The sequence below is a fragment of the Shewanella electrodiphila genome, assembly GCF_023283985.1.
Lineage (GTDB): Bacteria > Pseudomonadota > Gammaproteobacteria > Enterobacterales > Shewanellaceae > Shewanella > Shewanella electrodiphila.
The window spans coordinates 140,763-162,475 of sequence record NZ_JAKIKU010000003.1; the positions used below are offsets into that span (position 1 = coordinate 140,763).

Annotated in this window: 9 protein-coding genes; 1 reads left to right on the plus strand and 8 read right to left on the minus strand. The window is 38.4% G+C overall.

Going from position 1 to position 21,713, the window contains the following annotated elements:
• Positions 1–153 precede the first annotated feature (153 nt).
• The 6 genes from L2737_RS06770 to L2737_RS06795 all read right to left on the minus strand — a co-directional run bounded on the left by L2737_RS06770 (position 154) and on the right by L2737_RS06795 (position 13,630).
• Positions 154–1,221 (minus strand): glycoside hydrolase family protein, encoded by a 1,068-nt coding sequence (locus tag L2737_RS06770; RefSeq protein WP_248955229.1) that lies wholly within the window; start codon positions 1,219–1,221, stop codon positions 154–156.
• A gap of 5 nt (positions 1,222–1,226) precedes the next feature.
• Entirely contained in the window at positions 1,227–2,747 is a 1,521-nt protein-coding gene (locus L2737_RS06775; protein ID WP_248955230.1) for a sulfatase-like hydrolase/transferase, read from the minus strand.
• 27 nt (positions 2,748–2,774) lie between these two features.
• Entirely contained in the window at positions 2,775–5,261 is a 2,487-nt protein-coding gene (locus L2737_RS06780) for a glycoside hydrolase family 2 TIM barrel-domain containing protein (protein ID WP_248955231.1), read from the minus strand.
• 414 nt (positions 5,262–5,675) lie between these two features.
• Positions 5,676–8,204, minus strand: a complete 2,529-nt coding sequence (locus tag L2737_RS06785; protein WP_248955232.1) for a CBM96 family carbohydrate-binding protein — start codon at positions 8,202–8,204, stop codon at positions 5,676–5,678.
• A 323-nt stretch (positions 8,205–8,527) separates the two neighbouring features.
• Positions 8,528–10,363 carry an arylsulfatase gene (locus tag L2737_RS06790; RefSeq protein WP_248955233.1) on the minus strand — a complete coding sequence of 612 codons (1,836 nt, stop codon included), beginning with the start codon at positions 10,361–10,363 and terminating at the stop codon, positions 8,528–8,530.
• 189 nt (positions 10,364–10,552) lie between these two features.
• A complete protein-coding gene (locus tag L2737_RS06795; RefSeq protein ID WP_248955234.1) occupies positions 10,553–13,630 on the minus strand; it encodes a TonB-dependent receptor in 3,078 nt (1,025 codons plus the stop codon).
• Between the two features lie 769 nt (positions 13,631–14,399).
• On the opposite strand from L2737_RS06795, the gene L2737_RS06800 reads away from it, so the two are divergent.
• Entirely contained in the window at positions 14,400–16,049 is a 1,650-nt protein-coding gene (locus tag L2737_RS06800; protein ID WP_248955235.1) for a sulfatase-like hydrolase/transferase, read from the plus strand.
• Between the two features lie 552 nt (positions 16,050–16,601).
• Here the strand turns inward: L2737_RS06800 and L2737_RS06805 are convergent.
• Together L2737_RS06805 and L2737_RS06810 are read right to left on the minus strand one after the other, a co-directional pair.
• Entirely contained in the window at positions 16,602–19,637 is a 3,036-nt protein-coding gene (locus L2737_RS06805) for a glycoside hydrolase family 2 TIM barrel-domain containing protein (protein WP_248955236.1), read from the minus strand.
• 61 nt (positions 19,638–19,698) lie between these two features.
• Positions 19,699–21,390, minus strand: coding sequence for a sulfatase family protein (locus L2737_RS06810; protein ID WP_248955237.1), 1,692 nt, complete (start codon positions 21,388–21,390; stop codon positions 19,699–19,701).
• Between the last annotated feature and the right edge of the window lie 323 nt (positions 21,391–21,713).

A 21,713-nucleotide genomic window follows, 5' to 3' on the forward strand; every position in this document is an offset into this window, starting at 1 on the left:
CCCTTAGCAGAATATTTAATCGCTATTTTACTGGCTAAATACCAAGGTATTGATATTTCATACTGTAACGGATACTTAAAATATATGCAGAATAACGACAATCTAATAAGACACCCTTGCTAAAAATTTTCAACAAGGGTAAGCCAAAAATGATTAATCTAGTTTTAATACCACACCAGAGGAGGTGTTCTGCTTGCCTCCCATTAACGCCATAAACAAGTACTCTGGTTTGCCGTCCTCCATCAACACTTGCGGTCTTTCCATACGCTGAATTTTTTTCTCGTCGGTATAATGGGTGTTGGTTTTATATCCTAACATTGGACTTGACCAATTGATCCCATCATCAGACTCAAGCATGAGTCCTACATGAGGATGAATAACCCCCATATCTCGCATGACCATATAGTAAGTATTATTAGAAAAATATACGTACGCATCTTCTACTTGTTTTTTGATATTAGAAAAGGATACCAATGGGTTTTTCTCATGTTTTAAATAAGGCCCTTCAATCTTAGAGGATATAGCAACGCCCATTTTTCGCATATTATCGTTGTATCTATCCCAGGCTTTATAATATAACCAGTATTCGCCATTCGGATGTTGTAGCAGCGCAGGATTAGTGGTTAAGTAGCTATCCCAATCCGCTTTATTGGCACTAATATCAAGGATAGGTTCGTCACTAACCCGTTCAAATGGCCCATACAAACTATCAGACACTGCGAGCCCTATTCGTTGTGTTGAGGCATGGTGGCCATCAAAATCTTTGGCTTTACCTAGATTATTGCCAATAAAAAATAGCGCATATTTGTCCCCAACTTTTTGTATCGTCGGGTTATGTATCGTGTCTGCATCCCAGTATTCACCGCCTCGGCCAGCCAATACTGTCCCCATTACGGTATAAGGGCCTTCTGGCTTGTCAGCTACCGCATGGGCAATTTCACTGTGACTCAACCAATGTCCATGGGTACCGCGCCAGCGTGAAAAAAATACGTGAATCTTACCGTCTTCACCCTTGATGGGGGAAACGCCCCAAACATTCCAATTTTTCTCTTCTAAAATACGCACGCCAGTGGTTAATGACTGACTAAAATCAGACTCTACAATTCCAGCTGCCGCAAGGTCGGTTGGTATAGCATGATCTGACATAAACTCTTCACTTTGCCCCATAAATGCCACAGAGCTCAATAAAGCAGCTGCCACAATCGTTTTTATAAATTTCATATTCATTATTCCTTTTGACGCTTACTTTGTTTTTTTTGTTTTGGCAAAAACTGATTTAGTAACGGATCTTGTGTCGCGAGCATTTTTTCGAAAATAATATCATCAAAATTATTCACTATAACGCTAACCTTAGGGTCATTTGTTTGAATGATATTGTTTGATTCAGCAGGGTCATTGCTAAGATCGTAAAATTCGTCCCGCCCTTTATTAATATAATCTTTAATCAGTTTATATTGGCCATCACTGTACATCCGCATCCCTGAAATAGACTGATGTTTTGTTGTATAAGCAGCATAATAATCAGAGGTAGACAGTGCAGTTGTACCTAACAACACAGGCAGTACATTTTCACCACGAATAACGTTACTGTCACTATATGGAGCCTTAGCTGCAGCAAGCAATGTCGGGAACCAGTCAAGGTTTGACAAGGTGGAGTAATTGACACTGTTGGCTGCAACCTTATTTGGCCAGCGAACGATAACAGGCACTTTTATCGAATTGTCATACATATTTGGTCGTTGGTCTGCAGGGATATTGTGTGATTGAGCGGCGACCACATCATTCAAAATCCAATGGCCATTACCTTTATGCCAAATGCCGTTGTGTCCCATGTTATAACCATGATCTGAAGTAAACACGACCAAGGTGTTATCCGTTAACCCTAAGCTATCAAGTTTTTTCATCAAGATACCTAGATTGCGATCAACACTGCGAACACTAGATAAATATTCCCCCATATATTGTTTAACTTTCTTGACGTTTAAATTTGGAAAATCAGCGTTAGGAATTTGAATATCCACATTTTCATAAGGTGCTGAATCTTCTGGCGCTACAGGTAGCCACTTGCCATGAGGGGCTCTAAAATGAAGTGATAAAGCAAATTTCCGTTGTTGGTTTGCTTCTAAAAAGCCAATAGCATGCTGGGTTAAAATATCAGCAGTTAACCCTTGTTGTTTCACTTCTTTACCATTGATTTCTAATACTGGATTAGCGGGTTTGGTTCCACCTGAAGTAAAGCCTGAAAAAAAATCATAACCATTCTTTGTCGGATGATGCTCTGCTTGAGACCCTAAATGCCACTTACCAACAAGTCCTGTATAATATCCAGCTTGTTGCAGCTGTTTAGGCCAAGTCTCCCAGGTAGCAGAGAGCCCAAGCTCAGGTTCTAAAGGGGATAAATCCAATTTAGTAAATTTGGTATTAATCCAATCATCAATACCAAGTTCAAAGCCATACTTTGAAGTGAGTAAGCCTGCGCGTGATGGACTACATACCGGCGTTGTTGTATAGGCATTTACAAATCTCATTCCTTCTGATGCGAGCTGATCCATGTTTGGCGTTAGCGCCTGTTCGTTACCTGATGCCCCTAATGCCCATGGCGCTTGATCATCCGTATAGATAAACAGAATGTTAGGCGTTTCAGCTTCAGTCAAATCTTGAGAAACTGCCTTCTCGCCCGTTAAAGCAGCTAACCCTACACATATTGAAATGGCTATCACTAACGTTAATAATTTTGTTTTATTCATAACCCAAAGCCTTCGTGATTAAATTGGTTATTTTGCACTTATTGTAATAGGCGTAATGTTAAGTCCGTCAGCATAGGCACTGATTTTTATCTCGCCAGATTGCCCTTTTATGCTTTTAACGATTAACATTGCCTTACCACTAAATGCACGGCGATAATCCGCTTTAAATGGCTCTACTGTTGCAGAGTCACCATTGCCAACGGCAGCGATTTCACCAGCACCTTCTACAAAAAAGCGGATTTTATTTTCAGCCGTTGGGACTAAATTACCCTGTTCATCCAGTACTTCCACAGCAACATAAGAAAGGTCATAGCCGTCCGCATCAATGATATTACGATCAGGACTTAAGCTTGCTTGTACCGCTTCGCCAGCCGTTTTGATCACTTTTTCGCTAACCACTTTCCCTTGTTTATAAGCAACCACTTTAAGTTCACCTGGTTGATACTCAACATCCCAGCGTAAACGATAAGGCGTTTTATAATCAGGACGATTTTCACCATCCCAACGTTTAAAACTAACGGGTAATGAGGCTTTATCAACACCTTTAATTTTTCTGCCAAATGATTTTCCATTGACAAATAACTCAACTTCTTCAGCATTAGTGTAGGCAAATACAGGAATGGTTTGGCCTATCATCGTTGGCCAATTCCAGTGAGGTAATACATGGACCATCGGAGTATCAGTCCACTGGCTCTGATATAAATAAAACCTGTCTTTAGGGAAACCAACCAAATCTACAGCACCAAATGAAGAACTGCGCGCTGGCCAATCATGATTCCAGTAACCTCTATCGCTATGATCTTTGCCACCATAAGGTGTTGGTTCACCTAAATAGTCAAAACCAGTCCAAATATATTCCCCCATCACTTCAGGGTTACGCTCTAAAAATTCAAATTCTATATCAGGCGGGTAAGCCCAAACAGGACCAACAATATCGTAGCTAGTGACATAACGTGAATCATGGGTTGAATACTTTTCCATAGGGAAATGATACTTACCACGGGTACTTGTCACTGATGAGGTTTCGCTCGCTAATTTAATCCAGTTAGGATGTGCTTTATGGATATCATCGTAGAGTGTTGGCTTGTAATTTAAGCCTACAATATCAACCTCATCGGCAAGTTTATTCTTAATTGCACCATTAGGATTATTAAAGCCTGCTGCGACTAATCTAGTAGGATCTTCGTCATGAGCAATATCAGTGAGTGTCTTAGCAACCTTCCAACCATCTTCAACACCTTGTTCCATAATTTCATTGCCCGTACTCCACATGATGATAGATGGGCTATTACGATTTTGGCGGATCATGTCGCGTAAATCTTGCTCATGCCACTCTGCAAAATCTTTTTGATATCCATTAACTACAGTTCGTTTTTCAATTTCCCAAACATCAAAAGATTCAACTTGAAGCAAAATCCCCATTTCATCTGCAAGTTTGACAAGTTCAGGTGATGGAGGGTTATGTGATGTTCGAATTGAGTTAGCCCCCATATCTTTCATGATTTGTAGTTTACGTTCTATCGCTCGGTGATTTGCCACTGCGCCTAATGGACCATTATCATGGTGTAGACATACGCCTTGAATTTGAACTCTGCGCCAATTTAACCAAAAACCATCGTTGGCTTTAAATTCAATGTGACGAACACCAAGCGGTGTTTTATAGCGATCAACAATGACATTGTTTGTGCTAATTAATGTCTCAATTTCATATAAATGCGGGTTTTCAGTATCCCATAAAATTGGATTAGCTAAGTCAAAAAGCTGTGTAACTATTTTTTGAGAATTAGCTGCTAGCTTGTGAATAATATTGGGGGTTTCAATCACAGTGTCACCCGCTAAATTTCGTACAACATGACGAACATGAGTTGAAGCGGCCTCACCTTTATTATTAATTTTCGTTTCAAGTTTAACTTGCGCATAAGTAGGAGTGACTTTAGGCGTGCTAACGAAAGTTCCCCATTTGGCCACATGAATATCATCATTAATATCTAGCCAGCTATTTCGATATAAGCCTGCACCGGCATACCAACGAGCTGAGAAATTTTCCGGAGATAAACTTACGGCTATGACATTAGGTTTATCGTCATAATTTAAATAAGGTGTTAAATCATATTCAAAAGCAATGTAACCAAAAGGACGATGCCCTACTAAATGGCCATTAATGTATACATTTGAATTGTTCATCGCAGCATCGAAAGTGACTGATACATGCTTACCTTGCGTGTTTTTAGGCAAAGTAAACTCTTTACGGTACCAACCATCCCCAAATACGGGTAAACCGCCATTTCGCGCATTGTATTTAGTGTCAAATGGTCCTTCTATAGACCAATCATGCGGAATAGTGACTGATTGCCATTGGCTATCGTCAAAGTCATTTTTTTGTGCATTAACCATCTTACCTTTACTAAACTTCCAGCCATCATTAAAACTAATGCTTTCTGTATCTGCTGATACAGCTGAAAAAGTAAATGTAGATAAGACAAATAGCAGAACCAATCTATTGAATTTCATCATTAATATTTTCACACTCTTTTGATTTAACTTTTATTATTTTCGACTTTATCACACAAAATCAACAAATCATATATAAAATAGTAACGTTAAATACAAAAATAATTCGTTGTGTAGACTGGTTATGTAGCGTATTTAATCAATGCTGTTCATTACATAGCCAATATTAATTATTAGAGAAAGGTGATGGCATGAAGGTAAAAAGAACAAGTTTTATTGATAAGCAAGGTTACCGCTTATTGTTAGTTTGCAGATTTATGAGCCCCAAAAAAATGGCCCTTAAATCATGATGGTGATTTAAGGGCCAAACGGTGTAATTTGTGTTGGACTACACTTGGATCGTGCGTACCTATGAAAGCCAACCAGCGGTTAACTCAAGGCTCAGCTTAACGCTTCAAGTTTACTCATCTGCTTGAATTATGGATGGTCACGATTATTGTGAACCAACTTAACAAAACCGCGAATATCACGATGATTAACGATGTTATCAGCATTAAAATCATAAGCATAATGTGTAACACTGCCTGTGACAACACCATGTATAAATGCAATAAGGTCTCTTACATCTAGATCAAAATCACCATCGATATCGCCCAAAATACCAATTTGGTTATCATAGGGAAGAAAATCAATTTCATCATTAACACCATCATTATCATCATCAAGATCAGCGTTATCACCTAACCCATCAGCATCAAAATCAGCCCACTCAGTAGCGTCGAAAGGAAAAACATCTGCTGAATCATCCACATTGTCATTGTCATCATCTAAGTCACTGTTATCACCCACTCCATCTTGGTCAAAATCTTTAGATTCATGCGCATCAAATGGAAACAAATCAACCTCATCATTCACTCCATCGTTGTCATCATCGATATCAACTAAATCAGGAAGTCCGTCTTGATCAAAGTCTGCTGAAGGCACAGCTTTTACAATTTCTATAAAAGCGCCATATTGACCACCTGTTGCCTCTTTTGAGTTCAATTGACCATCAACATCTGCATTAATACCATAGGTATAAACACCATCTGATGTCACGTTAATGTCTGCACTAAACTGTGATGATGTACCGTCAACCTCGACACTGGTTATTAAGTTATCTAAATCATGCTTAGCATTCCAAGTGACGGTTAGCTCTTCCCAATTGTTATCACTTTCAAATATATTAATATTACCGATAATGGGTTTAGCCACACGGTTAAATTGCCATAATTTACTGGTAATAATATCGCCTGACACATCATCTATCCCAGTAATATTAAATTTCAAATAGCTATGACGACGATCGACAAATAATTTTAGTGCCGCTGGAGTGCCTAAATTTGAATCAGCACGACTTGAATCAACATCTGCATCTGCTATAACGTCAAATCTAAATTCAGCTGCCGCAGCTGCATATTTAATGTTAAATGGAAATGCATCAACATCATCAGCAATCCCATCGTTGTCATCATCGGGGTCGACATTGTTTGGAATACCATCCTCATCAAAATCAGCATCGCTATTATCATCACCTTCGTCAGGATTTTTATCTCCGCCAATCACAGTGTCATTAACAATAATAGGTTTTGTTTCTAAACAGGCTGACGAATCAAAACTAACACCTTTAAAGATGACATTGCCAAGTGATACGTTTTGACCAGGGTGGATCACCACATCACAATTACCTTCATCATGACCTGATAGTGTAATTTTCCTTGAGTATTCTGTTCCACCGGCAAAAGTATTCAGCGCTATTGAGCCATCTTTCCTGGCACCAATTTGAATGTTTTCACCCTCTTTTATGGCAACATAATCAGTGATCATCTCTGATTCGTGAAAATAGTTGCCTGCTATATAAATGTTTTTAGGACCGTAAGCATGCACATCTCTCTTACAGCTTTTATCTATATGTCCTGTGCTTGCGCATGAAGTTGAAGCGCGTCTTTCATTGCTGCCATCAACCTTATAGGTCCACGTTGGATAAGTGCTTGAATCAGTTTCTTGAAAAACGCGTTTATGACCTTCAGTTGCTGCGATAGAAATGTAAGGCACTGCTTTGGCAATGGTATCGTCCATATAAAATTCATTATCATAAATCTCCATATCACTGGTAAACTGTTCAAAATGAATCCCATTTGCACCTGAAGGGGCATCATCTGTAATCCCCAAAAAAGTGTTGTTTGATAATGTAAAGTGAGATGCTTGTACCCCAGAAAAATGAAATTTAGTACTTTTCTCAAAAATATTATTATCAATGATTGAACCATTCATATTGACGGATTCAGTATACCGACGACCAACCCTGTTACCATCCTCATCGGTATAATCGTGTGTTCTATCATTACCAGCATCCAATACCACACCAACACCGTATCCTTCTCTAAAGGTTGATGATTCAATAATCACTGGCTTAATGGAACTAATGACATCTCCGCCACGTTTTAAGGTGTTACGGTTAAATATATGTATTGCATAGCCTTTAATGTTAATAAACTCACTATTCCTGACTTCTAAACCTTCAGTAGCCCATCCTTGTGGCGCAGAAATAGCATCTTGTAATGACTGCTTAAAAATAACATTGTCGAAACGATGACCTTCACTTCGATTGAAAAAGAATATGCGATGCCCAAAACTTTTTTGTAAATTGTTACCGTCTAACGTTAAGTTCGATATGACTAAGTTATTACCAGTTGCATTTATCAACGATTGCTTAGCTTCTACTAATTTTAAAATAACCGAGTCTTTATCAGTACCATTTAACATGAGATTATTATTGTTGATTTTTAGCTGATTAGAAAACTCATAAACACCACTTGGAAATGTTATTTGGGTTGTAACCCCATCACTGGCCCATTCAATAATCTGTTCAATATTATTAGCATCTGCAACTCTTTCCTCTGCATTCGCCATAAAGGAACATACAGCATATGCAACTGCAGTCATTGTTATTACTTTGTATTTCATTATAACACCCCCAATTAAATTAAAATCATATACGAATACAATAGTTCGTATGCGATCAAGGTATGTTATTAGCTTGTTAATTACAAGGGGTGACAATTACTGTGATTAGCATGGTAAAACCAGAACAAACCTGATTTAGCACAAAATATTATAAGGTTAGATAAGGTAAGCAGCTAAGAGAAAAAGGTTTTGTTTCTATGCAAAAATAGATACGGATTTGAATATAAAAATACGGATGAGGAATATAAATGTCAGGAAGAAATTTTGAAATGAATCTATACGCTTTATGAAAACCCTCACAAAGCGTATATGAATCACATGAATTATTGACGATCTAGATAAAGATAAAAAGCCGCTTTGTCTTGGCGTTCGCCTGTCTCATCATCAGTAAACCAAGCCGTAACCGCTTGTTCACCAGATTGAAGTTCTAAATTCATTACGCAATGAGACGCTCTTCCCCAAACCCTTTCAATATGTCGTTGGTTATTTGTTTCTATTACACAATATTTATTTTGTACCGGTGTAGCTGCTGGCGCATCATGGTAAAAAACTTTTGCTTCATATTGTGCTGTTTTTTCAACATCGATATACCAAGGGTGAGGCTTAAAGTCACCTTCTCGAGTTAACCAATGAATATAATCTCGTTCATCCGCTGGTGCTTGATGGCCGATAAACCATGGTACCTCGCCTTGGTTTTCGCTCCAATCCATAGCATTTAATCGCACTGGATTTTCTGCTTCATTACCAATAACAATTCGACGATTTAAAAATCCTTTATCGCTGAGTTCCTGCCACCAAGTCGTATGATAGTTAGACAGCTGCTTTCTAACGTCAGGGTATTTTTTGATGACATTATGTTGTTGTTGCGGATCGTCACTTAAATTATAAAGTTCTTCTTTACCATTAAAGGTCAAATAGCGCCACATCTTGTGTGCTACCACTGTAGGTCGGTCAATTGATGGAACGTCTACTCTTTGGTTTGTTATAACTAGTTTTCGTTCGTCTAATTCCTTTGACAAGCCCGTCATTAATAATTCTTTTAAACTAATACCGTCAATTTTTTCTGTTGGTAAAGGCAAGCCAGCCAAATCTAATAACGTCGGTAAAAGGTCAACATGCGCACTTAAGTTATTATATTCTTTTGATATTAAGCCACCATCAGGATAATGAATATAGAATGGCACCTTATGACCACCTTCATAAGTACTGCCTTTATAGCCTCTTAAACCCGCATTGGGGATCCAACCAGGAAACTTTTCTTGTAACCCTGTGTGCTTCTTAGTTAACACATTTTTTTTGTCTGTTGGTTTATAACTCGCACCATTGTCAGTCATAAAAACTAAAATGGTGTTTTTATCTAATCCATTTTTTTTCAGAGCGTTACGAAGTTTCGCCATATTGTCATCAATATTAGTAATCATTCCGTATAACGTCGCCATATCACGGTTTAACCCTTTTTTTAGGTAGGGTTCGACATAACTTTCAGGCGCTCTATATGGTGCATGTGGTGAATTTAAAGAAATATAGGCAAAAAATGGTTGTTCCCTTTCTTCATTGATGAAGCTAATACTTTGATCGAACCACACATCAGTGGCATATCCAGGAAATTGTCTCTGTACACCATTATCATAATAGACATCATCAAATTGAGTGTTACCCCAATAATCTGGCGTCTGGCCAACACCACCTCCACCATGAATAACTACGTTATCAAAGCCTTGGTCTTGTGGTCTGAAAGGATAATTATCACCTAAATGCCATTTGCCAAAAATCCCAGTCTCGTAACCACTCCTTTTAAGTTGTTCGGCTAATGTGTCATGCTCTTCACCCAAGAAGTAACGCGTTAAAATAGTATGCCAAACCCCTGCTCTTAAGGAGTTTTTCCCCGTCAGTAATGAGGCTCTGGTTGGTGAACAAGTCGGATCAACATGAAAATTGGTTAAACTCACACTTTCATTAGCTAATTGATCAATATTTGGGGTGTCGATGATCGGGTTATCATTCTTGCCTATCTGACCATAGCCTTGGTCATCCGTCATCACCAAAATAATGTTTGGCTTATTAGGCGTAATTTTTTCTTCACTTGCATTAACATCTGACACGATTAAGTTATTCGTAGCTAGCAACAACACTAAACTTAAAAGCCTTTCCTTAGCCATACATAATACCTCTTTGTCGGTTGCTTCTATTTTTATGCTTAAATAGTATTAGTAAAAAATATTATCAAACAATAATTAATAAAAAAAACATACCTATTAAAAATTAAATTCACAAAAGAATCATTCTTACATTAAAAGGTTATCCGCAATTTAGCGCACATAACCAAAACTTATTCCATTTATCAATCGCTAAAAGTTAATTCTCGTTCCTAGGCGATACGTTGTACCCACATTTGACGCCGATATAGTTCGATGATCTGGCGCATCACCTAAGGTCAATGCTTCTGCCGGTAATAATGGGTCAACAACATTCGAGTTATACGTTCTAATAACTGTGTCGGTTAAATTTACCGCTTGAAAGTTTATCGAGATCATCTTATTTATCTGATATGAAGATGAAAAATCGAGCGAGTCATATCCCTCAGTCCACACGGCGTTACCATCTTGCGCAGCACGACTGTTTAAGTAGTCACTACGGTTGTTGTAAGCAATGCGCAATAAGGTATCGCCTTTTTCCCAAAAAACAGTGGCGTTAAACGTATGCTTTGATGTACGAGGTAAAGGCGATGAAGCAAAAATAATATTGCCTTGGCTATCACGTTCTTCATCCACTTCACTGTCTGAGTAGGTGTAGTTAGTCAGTAAACCTAAGCTGCTCAATGTCCCTGGTAGGTATTCAAAGTTATGCTGAAAATTAAATTCCATTCCTCTTACATATCCACCTTTACCGTTACGCTCAACCGTGAAGTTAAGCAAGTCACACCCTTTGTCACCAAAGGCTGCCACTACATTTTTCTCACGATTCGGCATACATCCAACAGGCGTCTCATCTGGGTTATAGCCAAGAATGATATCCGTCGGATCGACTATAAAGTCAATATCCTCATCATCTTTAAGCTCACCTGTACGCCCGTCATCAGCTACATCATAAAACTCATTTCGCACATCTTTCCAATACGCTAAACTCGCTAAACTTTCTTGGAAGTCTGACATATCTTTATTAAATAATGTCATGGCTAATAATGATGCCTTATCGAAATACCATTCAAACGATAAATCAAGGTTGCTCGATAAATACGGATTTAACTTTGTTGAGCCTAATGTTGCATTCGATGTGGGATTGGAATAACTTTCATTAATAGAAAAACCAGGTTTGAGTGCATCAATACGTGGACGAGCCATTGTTTTCGATGCAGCAAATCTAACGATGCTGTCAGCAGTTAACGAATAATTTAAGTTTACGCTCGGCAGCCAGTTATCATAATGATGTTTACCTTGAGTGGGCCTTGCTCCTGGAGTTTCTTCACCCTTCATAATGTTTAGACCTAGTGCCTCAATCGCGGCCTCTTCTGAGCCATAATAGGCAATATTTTCTGCGGTGATGAAGTCAAGTGTGGCGTACCGAAAAGCTGAATAGCCAAAGGATCTAACGTCAGTTTGTGCGTATCGTAACCCAATATCCCCTACCAGCGTGCCACCAAAGTATTCAAAATTCACTTTAGCGTAGGCCGCTTGCGCTTCAGTTTCAATATCACGAGTATTACGTAAATTAGTGGTGATTTCAGGGTCTAATCCAGCGGCTTGAATATCACGGTAAATCGCTCTTGAGTCTGCCTTTATCCAGCCGTTAGTGATTTCATCACGTGGAAAACCTAACACATCCCCCCAATCTGACGGTGTAGTTTCACCGTCATAGTAATCAGCCATGGTTTTACCATCGAAGAAATCACCAAACGTCGAATTATTAAACTCTTGACGCGTTTCATGAATGTTTTTTTCTCGTTGGCTCCACTTTAAACCAAGCTCAACTGTGGTGACTGGGCCGACATCAAGATCCCAATCAATATCAAGAAATACATTGGTGAAACTATCTTTAATTTTTCTGTCTTGCAGTGCCAGTGATTGGAGTTCCATTGTCGACGGGTCATTAGCAAGTTCAGGTGAAACCACACTTAAACACACCTCCTGTATTGAGGAACAATCATAACCATTGTAATAACCTCCACCTTTTGCACTATTTGGTAATTGATAGCGTGATTGAAGATAAAAATCATCGCCAGATTCTGATGTCGAATGTCCTGCTTTTAAACCCAATAGAAAATTTTCAAATTGATGATCGACATTAAAACCAAAGACGTGGTTGAAATCTGTGGTTTCTCTTATATCGCGATGATTTCTGACAACAATAGCCTCTTTAGCTGTCGATGAAGTATTAGTCCATTTAGTGAAGGTAAAGTTACTTGGGTCCCATAAAATATTTTCAGGCTCATCACCTTTATTTGGAGTAGTATTTGAAAAGTAGTTATCGTCATTTTTTACTTTTTTCTCAGCAAAAGTGTAATCAAATGACACATCAGTGTTTTCTGTTGGTAAAAACTGTAGAGTTGATGATACCGTTTTACGATCACTGGCAATATTTGAGGTACGATATTGGGTTTGTCGGCTAGCAAAGCCGCGGATCACTTTTTCATCATCACCAATCACACCATCGCCATTGTAATCATAACCATCATCTTTAGTTATTATTTCACCGGTTTCAATGTTTGTGGCACCTTTTTTTGGCTCTAATGGACGCCACCAGGTGTTATTGTAGCGATCACGCCTAACAGTTGATGCCTCTGTGCTAGCAACAATCGAAAAACCGGCTCTTTCATCAAGAAACCTTTCAGACAGAGAACCACTTAATTTATGATCAGGTGTGCCATCAACGTTAGCAAAGGGATTATTTCGGTATTGCACTTCGATGACTCTTCTATTCTTTGCGCCTTTTAGGGGTTTAAAGCCGTTGAGCTGAATACTTGCACCTATACTACCTTCATCATTGTCGGCACTAGGCGTTTTAACCACTTTAATACTAGATAGAATATCTGATGAATATTGGCTTAAATCAACCGATTGATTTTTGCCACTGCTGGTTAATGGCACCCCATTTAACGTAATATTATTTAAGTTAGGACCTGCTCCTCGCACTGATACCGTAGTACCTTCACCAGCGCTGCGCTCAATGGAAATACCGGTCACACGTTGTAATGCTTCAGCAATATTTTGATCTGCTGATTTACCAATGTCTTCAGCTTCAATTGAATCGGTTACTTTTTTAGTAAAGCGTTTTGCATTTAGCGCTTTGGTCACCGACGATTTAAAGCCTTTCACATCAATAACTTCTATATCTTGCTTAGCTTCTTTTTCGTCTTCTGCGTACACAGGGGACAACGCCAACAGCAAGGGACTTAGCACCAATCCAGTTACTAATAGTGTTTGGCTCATAAGCTCCTCCCCAGCTATTTATGTCTAATTGATTGTTAGTATTCTATTTTAATAATGCATTTCAATTGCACGAAACAGAAAGATTAAATGTAAAGTACCGAAATCAAATGCAAAAAACAAGACTAATAGACTAAACAAAATCGGTTGACACTGGAAAGTACAGAGGAAGCAATGACATTAACAATATTTTAAATAGAAAATATAATAAATATTAGGAATAAGAGGCACTCACAGCGTGAATAGATGATGGAATAATAAAGAAAATCTACGTAGGTCTGCCCTGTTAATAGAAAAGCTGTTTTGAGTTAACAACTATCATCAAGTATAAACATGATCTAGCTTGTAGACCTAAACCACTAAACATAAGAGACAATGAGTGACACACCAATCAAATTATGAACTAATCTTTGATGACAATAACGCTTAGAATAGAAACCGTGCCATAGAAGTGACTAGTTCAACGCCTTTTGTAAAAATACGATAAACTTAATATACTGAACAAAATAGCACGACATTCGCAAACGAATATCACTAGTTCGGTAAGAACAAGCCATGCTAACAACATGTTAAGCAAAAATTTTTCACGCCAAGTTAAATTAAGTTTTCCCAATTATATATAAGGTATTAGAGTAAGTTTTTAACAACACCTCACATATTAAATGTGGATAACCAAAATCATATATAAATTTTATTGGCTTTATTGCACTTATTGAGGTTAAATAAGAAACATTGAATAACTCTATATTAGTCATGAAAAGTCGAGTAAAAAATGAAAAAAATTCATTTAATTATCACAAGCTGCATATTCATTACAGCATTGTTTAGTTATAAAGCTATTGCTGATACACAACCTAACATCGTACTTGTACTGACAGATGACCAACCCTATGGTTATTTGAGCATTACGGGCAATAAAATTGCACAAACTCCAAGTATTGATGAACTTGCTGAGAAAGGCATGTTATTTACCAATGCTCATGTTACCAGCGCAATTTGTACTCCAAGCCGAGTTTCTATCCTTTTAAGCCAATATGAACGTCAACACGGCGTTAACTTTAACTCCGGCACTGCGGTTTCAGAACAAGCGTGGGCTGAATCTTATCCAATGATGCTAAGAGAAGCTGGATACTTTACTGGCTGGGTTGGTAAAAACCATGTTCCTCTCGGAGAAAAAGGTTACAAAAGTGGTTTAATGGAAAGTAGTTTTGACTATTGGTATGCATCCCAAGGGCATATGAAGTTTTATTCAAAAGAAACTTACGATATTTTTAAAGAAGCCGAGCATGACACTCAATTAGAAATCGTTTCTGAGGGAGTTGACGATTTTATGGATACAAACGAGCATAAATTCAAGCGTGCTGTAACATTCCTCGATGCTCGTCCAAAAGATCAACCATTTATGCTATCTATTAACCTTAACCTACCGCACGGCGCAAGCGCGCGCGAGATGGCTCAGCGTGATAGTGACGATGAAATTTACCGTTCTTTATTTAGAGATCGTGATATTGCCTTACCCAATCATTATGTCGCGAAAGATGATATTACCAGCCCGAAACTATCGCCATCATTACTTCATGCTGATGACCGACAAGCTGGTTATGCCTATGTCGATAAAGAAGATACGGTAAAAGAAATGCTTATTCGTCAGAACCAAGCAATGGTTGGAATAGATCGTTTAGTTAAAAAGTTAAGAGATGAATTAAAAGCTCAAAATGTCGATCAAAACACCATCATTATCTTCAGTTCAGATCATGGTTTATTCATGGGTGAACATGGTTTAGGCGGTAAAGCGTTTTGTTATGAAAAAGCCACCCATGTACCACTTATTATCTATGACCCTCGTAAGAAAGCCAGCAACAGTAGAAGTGATGCGCTAGTACAAAGCATCGATATTGCGCCAACTATTTTAGCTTATGCAGGCATTAATTCTCCTAAGTCATACCAAGGTGAAAACCTCACAGGGTTTTATCAAGGTCAGCAACAAACCCAGCGTCAATATAGTGTTTCAGAAAACCTATGGTCAAACCATTTCGGAAACCCGCGCTGTGAATCAATACAAGATAATGAATGGAAATACATTCGCTACTACCAAAACAATAACTTGTCCGCGACTAACAAAGTGGCTTTTGGTAAAACATTAGGGATGAAAGCTGGGACTGTGATGTATGGTTCCCATGACAGTGATATTTTTCAATACCGTGACTTTATCGACGGCCCGCTAAACGGTGAACCCGCTGTTTACGAGGAGGTATATCATTTATCAAGCGATCCCGAAGAATTGACTAACCTTGCACAAAGTGATGATCATCAAGCGGTTTTGAACAAGTTACGCGATAACTGGAAACAAGAAATAACTGCTGCACGTGGTAAAAGTAAGCCTGGTATTGTTCGATACACGGTCGATAGTTTAAAAAACTGACAAATAAGTAATGACCGTTTACGACTGTCTCATTACTTAATTCATTACCGATTTAATGCTAAATACTCACAGAGTAATTAGCATTTTTTTTATCACAGATACATTTAGTCCTATCTTGCTTATTAATCAATCGCATTAACCTACGACAACCTAATACCCTGACTTAATGGGGTTTTATTATCACAAAATAACGACTTAACGGTTAAAGCAATCGCTATTGGGGAAATCATTAAAGCGGTCTATTCGATTCTCTTCACCGTCAATGTAGTCAATGTAAAAGCTACGTACTGTAACGCTTACTCAAAATACGTCGACTAAAACCACTGGCACTGGCACTGGCACTGGCACTGGCACTGGCACTGGCACTGGCACTGGCACTGGCACTGGCACTGGCACTGGCAGAATGGTGAAAGACCGTTAGGGTGTCAATAAATCACTCTTTATTAATGGCTGTATATTGGCGCTAGTAACAATTGATGTTTTAAATATCAGATAAAAAAAAGCGATGAAATCTACATTTCATCGCTTTTTAGTTAAATTTTCCACCGTCAATTATAAGCTGATTTCATCTAGCTTTGACCATTGACTTTCAGTGTCCAACGTCTTACTTTTTAATTGGTAATAAAGGGTCTTTTGGGTAGGGTCTATATCTGCTGTAATCATGCCTCTACTGCTTGTTGTTACCTTCATATTAAGCCCACCTTTAGCATAGCCGTATTGTAAAATGTAACCAATATCATCCACTTTTCCAGAAAAACCAACTATGAACTTATCCTTGTCTATCATAGTTTCATAAATACTCGGAGACAGCGCCTTTCCAGATAGAGTCACATTGAAAGGCTTTGAAGGAGCGCTGTTACTCACATCGTTACTGGCCAAAAGCTCCAGTGTATATTGGTAGCGACTATCTAGATTAGTTAGCTCTATCGAATTGTTGATGGTTTTTTCTGACTCAATTATTTCCCCATCGGTTCGACGATAACGAACAAAGTATTCAACACTAGGCGTTTGCTTTTCAAATTCAACACGAACTGCATTATCAGCAACAAGCACGCTATTAATCGTTGGCGTTAACGGCTTTAAAAATGCCAGCTCTTTCTCAAAGCGTACATACCCATTGCTAGAAATAATGCGTACAGTCAAACTATAAGGATTATCAATATCCCCAGACCAATCAATTCCAGTCTGCCAAGTTTGATCTCCAGGTTTTAGTGTTGGCAAAGCTAATGAGGCCTTCGATAAAACGTCGCCATTCTCAGCATTTAGCTGCCATTCTAACTGGTAATTTTTTATCGTATAACTTGGATAGTCGTCTACATCTCTGACTGCAACGGAAACTTTTGCATGCTGACTGTTTATATTTACTTGATCAATTTGCAATAATTTTATCGGACTTAACTCTTGCTGGACCGTTTTGTATGCACGTCTTTTTTGACGCCAAGTATTCACCAAGCCCCAGGCTCGATTTTCATCTTCAAGTGACTGGGCATAGCCACTTCGATAGTCATTAAATGACCATATAGCGCTACCAACCACATGTGTATTTCTACCACGGATCATCTCATGCCACTCTGAAAAATTAGCATAGTCATTATCAAGGCTCGCAGTATCAAAACGCCCTAACCCATATTCTGAGATAAACACTGGACGATTTGGCCAACGATGCTTAATTGTGGAAATAACAGACTCAGGGTCTTTTTGATAAATATTTTGCATCAATAGATCGCTTAAGCCTAAAGGGTCGTTTTCTGCGGAGTCACCTTTTCTATAACCCGTATTACTCACATTAGTCACCAATCTATAGGGATCAAGCTCTTTTTTTACATAGTTTTTTACAGATGTGACATATTGATAATGTTCTTTAAGTTCGTTGCCAATGCTCCAACCAATAATGCTTGGATGGTTAATGTCCCGTTCAATCATTTCTCTGAGCCATTGCTTATTTAACGCATATTCAGGGGCGACAAACTCAGGGTTTGTAAGTTCTCTAATGTTTGCCTCTTCAAAAATTAGCATTCCAACTTCATCACACAGTTCAAGTAGCCTTTTATGTTGGGTTCCATGCATAATTCGCATGAAATTGGCACCCGCATTTTTCATCATCTTTATATCGCTAGCGAGTAATTCATCAGGCTCAGATGTCCCCCAATAACGATGATCGCTTATTCGATTAAAGCCACCTACCCGTATCGGCTCACCATTTAATAAGAACTGACTATCGGTAATTTCTACTTTTCTAATCCCAAAGCGGTCTTGTCGTTGGTGGAGTAATTTTCCTTGCTCACTTAATTCACTGGTTAATTCATATAAGTTAGGCCGGTCAAAATGCCAGAGACTGACTTGCTTAGCAGTAAGGTTACTTTCTAAATTAAATTCACTTACTGAATTTGCATCTAGTTGTAATTCATGGTCAAAGCTTGCCAACAATCCATTTCTGTTCACTTTTGCACTGAATTTGAACACTCTGGTTCTACTCGCAAAATTTTCGACCCGCACCTTTAGACTTAGGCTAGCATCACCTGCTATTAAATCTGGTTCTGCGTGAATATACTGAAAAGTAATTCTGGCATCATTATTTTTGATTAGCTTCACATCACGAATAATACCGCCCCAATTCCAGGTAGCACCCACAATCGCGTTATTATCGGCTTCAACAGCAAGTACATTATCTCGAGTAAAATCCAGTTTATCAGTGACATCAAATTCGAATGGGGTAAACCCACCTTTATGCACCCCTAGAAATTGGCCATTTAAATATACCTTAGCCACATGGTATACCCCGTCAAATGTTAACCGATATCGCTGCTCGGTCGTTGCTTGCCAGTTATCCGGAAGAGTAAATTCCTTTCTATACCAACCTTTTCCTGTATAAGTAGCATATTCGTTTAACATCCCCCAATGACCTGGCACGGCCAATTTTTGCCAAGATTCATCGGCTAAATTGACTTTATAAGCTTGTTGTTTCTCTTGTTGTGCTTTTAAATAAACAGATTCGTTTATTGGCCTCAACATTATTGCATCTACCGCCACTTGGCCTTTATGAATAGTTGAAAATTCAATACTTGATTCTGCTAAGTCGGCAATGTTAAAAATACCTAAACTGAGCCATTGGCCGGTACGATTACGCTGATTGAAATACTGGCTGGTTTCACCACCAGCATGTTTGACCGTCACTTTAGTATTTAAACTCGATGCAAAGGGATAAAAAACAAAATGCTCATAGTAACCCAACGCAATTTTAGGATAGTTAAATTTAACTTTAATATCAGGGTTTAACTTGCTGTAACTAAAAGCTAAAAAGTCATGCCCCCAAAAACTGCTGTCTCGCTGCCCAAGCTTTTTTGTTTGCCAGTTTCCAGAAAATTCGACTAAATCAAGGTCGCTATTATCAATAATAGTATCCTCAGCTGTCGGTTTAATATCTCGGTAATTAGAACCATCACCCAGAAATGTTTTAAATTTCCATTGACCATTTAATAGCTTTTCATCTTGTGTCATAAAACCGATATCTATCGGGGTATCATTAATAATTTCAGGCTTGCTAAATGTGGAGGAAAAATAGTTACAGCCAGAAATGATCATGAGCATAATAATCACGCCTAGCACTCGTAACCGGTTAATCGTATCTTTTGAAAACATCAACATATGATTAACGCTCTACTTTCTTTAGCTTATTTTTGTGCCACTGAGCGGTTTTATTAATTAACTGCTCATTCAATTCTGACGAGTCTTTATATTGCTTTCTTAATTCATCAAGCTCTTGGTTTAATTGATCTTGAACCTGCTTGTGGCTAGCGTTACCGTATAAGTTATTCAACTCACTTGGATCTTCTCTAAGGTCATATAACTCCCATGCATCTATATCATGATAAAAATGAATCAATTTATAGCGTTTTGTCATGATTGCATAATGGCGTTTTACTGCGTGGGCACCTGGATACTCGTAATAATGATAGTAAACACCATTGCGCTGCCATTTGTGTTCATCTCCGGTGAGTAAGGGAAGAAAACTTTGTCCCTGCATGTCGTCAGGCTCTTCTATACCCGCGGCATCAAGAAATGTTTGTGCGAAGTCTAAATTCTGAACAAGTTCATCAGATACTTTATTCGCTTCAATTTGAGCAGGCCAACGAACCATTAACGGTGTTTTCATTGACTCTTGATAAGCAAAACGTTTGTCATACCAGCCGTGTTCACCTAGATAAAAACCTTGATCAGAGGTATAAACAACTATCGTATTTTCAGCTAAGCCAACCTCTTCTAAATAATCTAGCACTCGCCCAATATTGTCATCAACGGATGATACAGTGGCTAGATAATCTTGCATGTATCGCTGATATTTCCATATGGTTTTTTCTCTTTCTGACATAGTAGGCCAGTTTTCGTTATAATCTTTCGCAATTTTACTGAGTACTTTTTCATATTCTATTTTCTGCTGGACCGTTGCACGTTGTGTATATTGCTTAGTGAACCTGCTTATATTGTCTTTGGCATCGACATAGGGTTCATACCTCGGGTCATAACGATCAGGAGAAACCTTGGTATCTTTTACCGGTAGCAAATGTTTTCTCAACGTCATTTCAGCCGTTTTAGCCGCACTACTTCGGGTGCTATAGTCGTCAAATAAAGTATCAGGCAATGGGTACTCTTTCTCGTAAAACTCCGCAAATTTATCAGCTCTAGGCCACCAAGAACGATGCGGCGCTTTATGCAGATAAGCCAACATAAATGGCTTTGTATCATCGCGCTTATCTTTAAGCCAACTCAATGTTTCATCAGTAATAATATCAGTAACATAGCCCTGCTTTCTCACTGTACCGTCATTGGTAATAAAGTCAGGATTAATATAATCCCCCTGACCAGGCAAAATCATAAAATCGTCAACCCCTTTTGGGTTGTTGCCAAAGTGCAACTTACCAAACATTGCAGTTTGATAACCATGACGCTGCAAGATCTGAGGAAAGGTTTCTTGGCTATCATCAAACGGCATTTGATTATCAATTTTGCCATTAATATGAGTATGTTTGCCGGTTAATATCGTCGCTCGCGACGGAGCACAAATGGAGTTTGTCACACTAGCATTGGTAAATCTCATCCCTTCATTGGCAATACGATCAATATTGGGAGTGTTTATTAGCGTAGAACCATATGAACTGATTGCCTGATAAGCATGATCATCGGACATAATGAAAATAATATTTGGTCGATCTGATGGTGTTTTCTCACTCACCAACGGCTCACTAGGTGTCACTTCAGCAAAGGAGCAACCTGGGAGCAGTGACATTATTAGCGATATAGAAGTCGCACTAATGATATTTGAAAATTTATGATGACAGTCCATTTAACCAGCCTCTTCCCTATATTGATATTTTAATGCGATTTAGCATCAATTATCATTATTTAATTTTGTAATCACCTCTCTTATATCATACCAACAAAAGACTCACCAGTAACACGTATTATTCATATATAAATACATTCACAGTAACGGCTAGAATAAGTAACTTAAATGAGATACTGTTTTTGTTTGTTTCTAATACGAATTAAGGCAAGAACTAGCACACCAACAGTCTCTGTTGTCATTGCACAATATGTTTCGGGTTACTTTTTGAATGATATAACGTTGAATATTGATTCCTTGGTTATTCCATCAAGGATATTTCA

Coding starts and splice junctions, on each gene's coding strand:
- L2737_RS06780 (WP_248955231.1), bottom strand. CDS start 5,261: ATGATGAAATTCAATAGATTGGTTCTGCTATTTGTCTTATCTACATTT.
- L2737_RS06785 (WP_248955232.1), bottom strand. CDS start 8,204: ATGAAATACAAAGTAATAACAATGACTGCAGTTGCATATGCTGTATGT.
- L2737_RS06775 (WP_248955230.1), bottom strand. CDS start 2,747: ATGAATAAAACAAAATTATTAACGTTAGTGATAGCCATTTCAATATGT.
- L2737_RS06795 (WP_248955234.1), bottom strand. CDS start 13,630: ATGAGCCAAACACTATTAGTAACTGGATTGGTGCTAAGTCCCTTGCTG.
- L2737_RS06800 (WP_248955235.1), top strand. CDS start 14,400: ATGAAAAAAATTCATTTAATTATCACAAGCTGCATATTCATTACAGCA.
- L2737_RS06810 (WP_248955237.1), bottom strand. CDS start 21,390: ATGGACTGTCATCATAAATTTTCAAATATCATTAGTGCGACTTCTATA.
- L2737_RS06770 (WP_248955229.1), bottom strand. CDS start 1,221: ATGAAATTTATAAAAACGATTGTGGCAGCTGCTTTATTGAGCTCTGTG.
- L2737_RS06790 (WP_248955233.1), bottom strand. CDS start 10,363: ATGGCTAAGGAAAGGCTTTTAAGTTTAGTGTTGTTGCTAGCTACGAAT.
- L2737_RS06805 (WP_248955236.1), bottom strand. CDS start 19,637: ATGCTCATGATCATTTCTGGCTGTAACTATTTTTCCTCCACATTTAGC.